The sequence below is a fragment of the Acinetobacter sp. WCHAc060033 genome (genome assembly GCF_004209125.1).
GTDB classification, from domain to species: Bacteria; Pseudomonadota; Gammaproteobacteria; order Pseudomonadales; family Moraxellaceae; genus Acinetobacter; species Acinetobacter wuhouensis.
In genome coordinates this window covers 66,833-73,364 of record NZ_SGSW01000022.1, presented here as the reverse complement: position 1 = coordinate 73,364, position 6,532 = coordinate 66,833, and the positions used below count along the sequence as shown (strand labels likewise).

Sequence of the window (6,532 nt, the reverse complement as noted above, 5' to 3'; positions counted from 1 at the left end):
GTGGTTCAACAGCAGTCAAAGTTCCATTTAGGTCAGTCTTCATCACACGACTATTCACCACATCAAATGTCATCAAATCAATTGGTGTAGGATCGTTATATAATGAAGTAGTCACTAACTGTGGTTTCTTCGCTTCTACTTTAAACATTTTCAACGTTGATTTAATCACAGGAAGTTCTGCGATCAATTGCTTATCTTTGATTGCGACTTCATCACGGGTATAGGCATAACCTAAGTTTAAAAGTTTATGTGCGATTTCAGCACGTTTGATGGCATTTTTTGCACCCATCACCACCACGATTAAACGACGATCAGGTGATTCCTCTATACCAGAAGGTCGGTGTGCAGTTAAGGCTAAGTTGTATCCAGCGGCTTTGGTAAAACCTGTTTTTAAACCGTCGACACTTGGGTCAGATTTTAAAACAAGGTTGGTTGCATGGTGAAAACGTTGGTTATAACTAAAACTTGGCATCACTGAATAATGCATATATTCAGGTGTTTGCATAGTAACAGCTTGTCCAAGCAGTGCCATATCATGCGCAGATGAGAAATGGTCTGGCATGGTGATACCAGGCGAGTTCGCAAAGTGGGTGTCTTTCATCCCTAAGGCTTGTGCTTCTTTGTTCATACGTGCAACAAAAGTAGGGACATCACCTGAAATGCGTTCTGCCAATGTCACCGCTGCATCATTGGCAGACATGACAATCAAACCTGCTAGCAATTGATCAATCGAAATCTGTTCACCTTGTTTAAGATACATTTGGGATTCATCCCATTGCACCATTTGCACAACAGGCGTTGCGGTAATAATCTCTTCTTTTTTAAGATGTCCCGCTTTTATTTCTTTTAAAGCGATATAAGCGACCATCATCTTGGTCATTGAAGCGGGAGCACGTTGGACATGACTATTATATTCTGCAATGGTTTGACCCGTTTGCGTATCTAATATGGTCCAAGCTTCAGCTTCAACAGATTGCGGATTAATATTTAGTAGAGCAGCATTGACAAGCGTGGAACAGACTAAGCCCACAACCGCAACGAAAGACGCGAATATTTTCAACAGATTTACCTTTTTAGCCAATCCTATGGCAAGAGTGCACAAACTCTGCGAATGCTATGCCTTTTTTAAGGACTTCGCCAGTAAGAATTGTAGACAATTTAGACTAAAATCGCCCGACTTTGTAAAAAAATGCTAATCTAATTGGTAATATTTCACTGTCTATTTTCGAATATATATTTATGTTGCATTATCAAATTGAATTCGACGATTTTCGTCAGCATCTCATCCATGTTACCTTACGTTTTGTTGCCAATCCAACGCAAGTTTTATCACTCCCAACTTGGATTCCAGGCAGCTATTTAATTCGTGAATTTGCCAAACATATTGAATCTGTCAAAGCCTATGATGAAGCAGGTCGTCAACTTCAAATCAGTAAATTCGAAAAGAATAAATGGCGCTTATTTAATACGGATCATGAGTTGATTACAGTTGAGTATGATGTCTATGCTTTTGATCTGTCTGTACGTGGTGCATACGTTGACCAAACCCGTTTATATGTCAATCCAGCCTGTATCTGTTTGGGGTTGCAAGATCAAGAAAATTCAGCAGTTGAATTAGAAGTGTTCTTACCGGATGAACTTAAACATTTCCAACTTGCAACAGGTTTGGTTTCAAAAAGTTTGGTGAAAGGGCGTTATACCTTAAAAGCGGATAATTATGCGCAGTTGATTGACGCACCATTTGAGCTTGCAGATCAAACTCGTTTTAGCTTTGAAGCGAACGGCATTCCACATGAATTTGTGGTGTCAGGTCAGCATAAAATGAATGCTGAACGCATGAAGCAAGACATTGAAAAAATCTGTAGTACTGAAATTTCAATGTTTGGTTCAGCACCGTTTGAAAATTATACCTTTATGACCATGGCAACAGGGAATAGCTATGGTGGTTTGGAACATCCAAACAGTACCAGTTTGATCTCACCACGTGATGATTTACCCAAAGCCGATGAGCCGACTGAACCTTCAGCGGATTATCAGCGTTTCCTTGGTTTATGTAGTCATGAATATTTTCACTCATGGTTGGTCAAATTTATTCGTCCTGAAAACCTAGCCAATTATGATTTAAATAAAGAAAGCTTAACTTCTTTATTGTGGATTTTTGAAGGCTTTACATCTTATTACGACGATTTAATTTTGCTCCGTAGTGGCGTGATTTCTCAAGACTCCTATTTGAAATTACTTAAAGGTCAAATTGATCGTTATTTGCAAAACCCAGGACGTTTTATCCAAACTGTATCTGAGTCTAGTTTTGATGCATGGATTAAATTCTATCGCCAAGATGAAAACTCAAATAATGCGGGTACGAGTTACTACAACAAAGGTTGTTTAGTGGCACTGTGTTTAGACTTAGGATTGCGTTTACGAGGTTCAAGCCTAGATGCGTTGATGCGTCGTTTATATGAAAATACGCAAAATGGCATTCAAGTAAATGAACGCACCATTGTTGAATTATGCAATGAATTAACGGGCGACAATTGGATTGAACAAGTCAACCATCTGATTAATACCACAGAAGAATTACCTTTAGATCAATTGTTCCCTGAATTTGGTTTAAGTTACACATTGAAAAATGAAAAGACCTTGCCATTTGGTTTGAAAATCACTGAGAAGCCTGAAGGTGTTTTGATTCAGCAAGCCAATCGTGAGGGTGTAGGTGCAAAAGCCGGTCTTTCTGCCAATGATGTGATCATCGCAATTGATGGTTTGAAAGCATCTGAAAAATTGTTAGCAAAATATGCGACACAACAAGGCACATTTACAGTGTATGCGTTCCGCCGTGATGAATTTATTCAGTTTGAACTGCAAGGTGGGGAAGTACAACTGACGACTGTAGAGTTAAAAGTTGAAGATCAAGCTAAAGCTGAAAAATGGTTGAAAGCTTAATCTTTAACGGTAAACTTAAATATCATTGAATGTGAAAACCGATACTTTAAAGTGTCGGTTTTTTTATCACTATGTGTATATCTATACTAGATTTACAGCTTATATATCATCACTTCACAATTTGAACATGATTGACGCAGATGGCTTACAAACTTTACGTAGCACTAATAATTATCAACAGATCTGTAATCAAAACGTCATATGAAAACACATACTATAAAGATGTTTTAAATAATAAGTTTAATTTAAATAAAATTTTAAAATTTCCGAGGATGTTCTATATGAAAAATATTTTTCTAAAAACCGTTATGGTGACCGCTGGTTTAGCAACAGCTCAACTTACTTTTGCAGCAAATTGTAGTAGTACAATTAGTAATAATGCTGTAGGAAGTCTGACTGTACCCGCAGGTGCAACATGTACAGTGAATCTATCGTCTGTAGATGGCACGATCACTGTTCAAAAAGGCGCGAGTTTGGTTTTAAATAACTCTTCTGTTTCTGGAAATGTTCAAGCGACGACTGCGAGATCGGTTAAACTGATTAATTCCATGATCGAAGGCGATGTTCAAGCACCTGCTGTGATTAGCTTAGACAAGGCTATGATTTCGGGTAATTTTTATTGTTCTCCAGTGACAAAACTTCAATCTTCAAACAGTATGATTGAAGGGAAAACAGTAGGTAAATGTAGATAAATTTATAAGTATCAAGCTTAAATAGAAAAAGCCAATCATTTCCGATTGGCTTTTCATTTTCAAAGCAAAATTTTAATCAAGCTTCAATGGTTTGTACTGCAATTTTCTTTGCAGGATCTGCTTTACGACGTACTTGCGGAACTGGCTCACCATAATATTGACGATCAGCAAAGTAGCTTGAACGAACCATAGGCGCTGCCCAAATATTACGGAAACCAAGCTTTTGCCCATGTGCAGTATAACGTTCAAACTCTTCAGGCGTTACAAAACGGTCAATTGGCGCATGTTCTTTCGATGGTTGTAAGTATTGACCAATCGTCACATAGTCCACACCATGTGCGTGAAGATCATCCAACAACGCAATCACTTCTTCTTCAGTTTCACCAATACCCACCATCAAACCACACTTCGTTGGTACATCAGGGCAGTATTCTTTAAACATTTTCAATAAATTTAAAGAGTGCTGATAATCTGAACCCGGACGCATTGCTTTATATAGACGCGGCACAGTTTCGATGTTGTGGTTAAACACATCTGGTGGACATTCAGTCATGATACGTAGGGCAATATCCATACGACCACGGAAGTCTGGGACTAAAATTTCTAATAATGTTTTAGGGCTTTGCGAACGTGCTTCTTTAATACAATCGACAAAATGTTGCGCACCACCATCTAATAGATCATCACGGTCTACAGATGTAATTACAGCATATTTCAAACCAAGATTAGCAATGGTTTCAGCCATGTGACGTGGTTCATCAGGATCAAGTGCATTTGGACGACCATGTGCCACATCACAGAAAGGACAACGGCGGGTACAAATATCACCCATGATCATAAAGGTTGCAGTACCACCACCGAAACATTCAGGTAGATTCGGACAAGCAGCCTCTTCACAGACAGTATGTAATTTTTGCGCACGCAAAGTGGTTTTAATACGTTGAACTTCATCAGGCGCAGCCATTTTTACACGAATCCAATCAGGCTTTCGAGGTGCTTCAACCGTTGGGATAACTTTTACAGGAATACGCGCGACTTTCTCTGCACCACGTAACTTGACACCCTGTTCTGGTTTACGGTTCTCTGACATATTCAACTTTTCCACTGTTTTCTACGGGGGATATGCTTAACATTATAGCTGAAATGGCAAAAGATGGGGTAAAAACACTATTCATATACTAAATGTGGTTATCACAGAATATATGCATGTGAAATACAGAAAATTATTCAAGTTTAGTTCATAATATCGCATAAGACTTAGACTGAATTGAATATAAGGAGCTTTGAATGCCACGTAAGAAAGAAGTCGTTAGTGGGAATTATGTGAAATACGATGCAGTCGTACTTGGCTCAGGTCCTGCTGGTGAAGGCGCGGCAATGAAGCTTGCTAAATCGGGTAAGCGTGTTGCGATCGTTGATGTACGTGAACAACTTGGCGGTAACTGTACTCACGTAGGAACAATTCCAAGTAAAGCACTGCGTCAAACCGTGTCGAGTATTATCCGTTACCAACGTGATCCGATGTTTAAAAAAGTGGGGGATTGGAAACAATTCACCATGAAACAAGTATTGCGTAATGCACATAAAGTCATCCAACAACAAGTGGATACGCACTCACGCTTTTATGATCGTAACAATATTGATGTATTCCATGGTCGAGCATATATCCAAGATCAAAATAGTGTGATCATTTTTGGTGAAGATGGCATTAAAGAAACCCTTGGATATGAACAATTGGTGGTTGCAACAGGTAGCCGTCCATATCATCCTCAAGGCTTAGATTTTAATCACCCACGTGTGTTTGATTCAGATAAAATTTTAGATTTAGATTTTACGATTCATAAAATTATCATTTATGGTGCAGGTGTAATTGGCTGTGAATATGCCTCTATTTTCATCGGTTTAGATCATAAAGTTGACCTGATTAATACTCAACATCAGCTTTTAAGCTATTTGGATGATGAGATCGCTGATGCATTGTCATATCACTTACGTGAACAAGGTGTGTTGATTCGTCACAATGAGCAAATTGATCATTTAGAAACTGCTGATGATCATGTGGTGCTTTATTTACAAAGTGGTAAGAAAATCAAAGCCGATGCGATCTTGTGGTGTAACGGTCGTTCGGGGAATACCGATGGCTTAGGTCTTGAAAATGTAGGTATCACACCAAACAGTCGTGGTCAGCTCGCGGTCAATGATCAGTATCAAACTGAAGTTGCAAATATTTATGCTGCAGGTGATGTCATCGGTTGGCCATCGCTTGCTTCAGCTGCTTATGACCAAGGTCGTTGTGCAGGTTCGAATATGAGCGGTGAGCTTGATGTTAAACCTGTGAAGGATATTCCAACAGGGATTTACACCATTCCAGAAATTTCGTTCTTTGGTAAAACTGAAAGTCAGCTCACTGAAGAAAAAATTCCGTATGAAGTGGGTCAAGCATCGTTCCGTCATTTGGCACGTGCGCAGATCACAGGTGATACTGTGGGCGAGCTTAAAATCTTGTTCCATCGTGATACGTTAGAGTTACTTGGTGTACATTGTTTCGGTAATAACGCTGCGGAAATTATCCACATCGGTCAAGCTGTGATGCAAAGTGGTAACAATACCATTAAGTATTTTGTGGAAACTACATTTAACTATCCAACGATGGCGGAAGCTTACCGTGTAGCAACGTTGAATGGTATGAATCGTTTGTTCTAAGTTTTTAATAGTACATTATAAAAACCAGTTCCTTGTGAGCTGGTTTTTTTATGGCTGGTGATCAAAATGTTATTTTTTCAGGGGAATTATTTCTTAATTCCACTTGTTTGCTCCGTCTATTGCAAAATAAATTAATCATAATATGCCTTTTAACCCCATCATACTTTTCCTGCTGAGTAGAACAGTAACTAAAG

At 38.8% G+C, this 6,532-nt stretch carries 5 protein-coding genes; 3 read left to right on the top strand and 2 right to left on the bottom strand.

From position 1 onward, the window contains the following. Positions 1–1,060: D-alanyl-D-alanine carboxypeptidase PBP6B (locus tag EXE10_RS11560; protein ID WP_130113467.1), on the bottom strand; the 1,060-nt coding region annotated here is incomplete at its 3' end. 179 nt (positions 1,061–1,239) lie between these two features. Between EXE10_RS11560 and EXE10_RS11555 the strand changes: the two genes are divergently transcribed. Continuing rightward, on the top strand, positions 1,240–2,943 hold the full coding sequence (locus tag EXE10_RS11555; RefSeq protein ID WP_130113466.1) for a M61 family metallopeptidase: 1,704 nt from the start codon (positions 1,240–1,242) through the stop codon (positions 2,941–2,943). A gap of 281 nt (positions 2,944–3,224) precedes the next feature. Continuing rightward, positions 3,225–3,635, top strand: coding sequence for a hypothetical protein (locus EXE10_RS11550; protein WP_068975424.1), 411 nt, complete (start codon positions 3,225–3,227; stop codon positions 3,633–3,635). A 76-nt stretch (positions 3,636–3,711) separates the two neighbouring features. Here the strand turns inward: EXE10_RS11550 and lipA are convergent, their stop codons facing one another. Then, positions 3,712–4,725: a lipoyl synthase gene (lipA, locus tag EXE10_RS11545; protein ID WP_130113465.1), complete on the bottom strand. Its 1,014-nt coding sequence runs from the start codon at positions 4,723–4,725 to the stop codon at positions 3,712–3,714. Positions 4,726–4,922: 197 nt separating this feature from the next. Between lipA and sthA the strand changes: the two genes are divergently transcribed. Continuing rightward, the gene (gene sthA / locus EXE10_RS11540) at positions 4,923–6,338 is read left to right on the top strand and encodes a Si-specific NAD(P)(+) transhydrogenase (protein WP_068975422.1); all 1,416 of its coding nucleotides are present in this window, start codon (positions 4,923–4,925) and stop codon (positions 6,336–6,338) included. Positions 6,339–6,532: the final 194 nt, after the last annotated feature.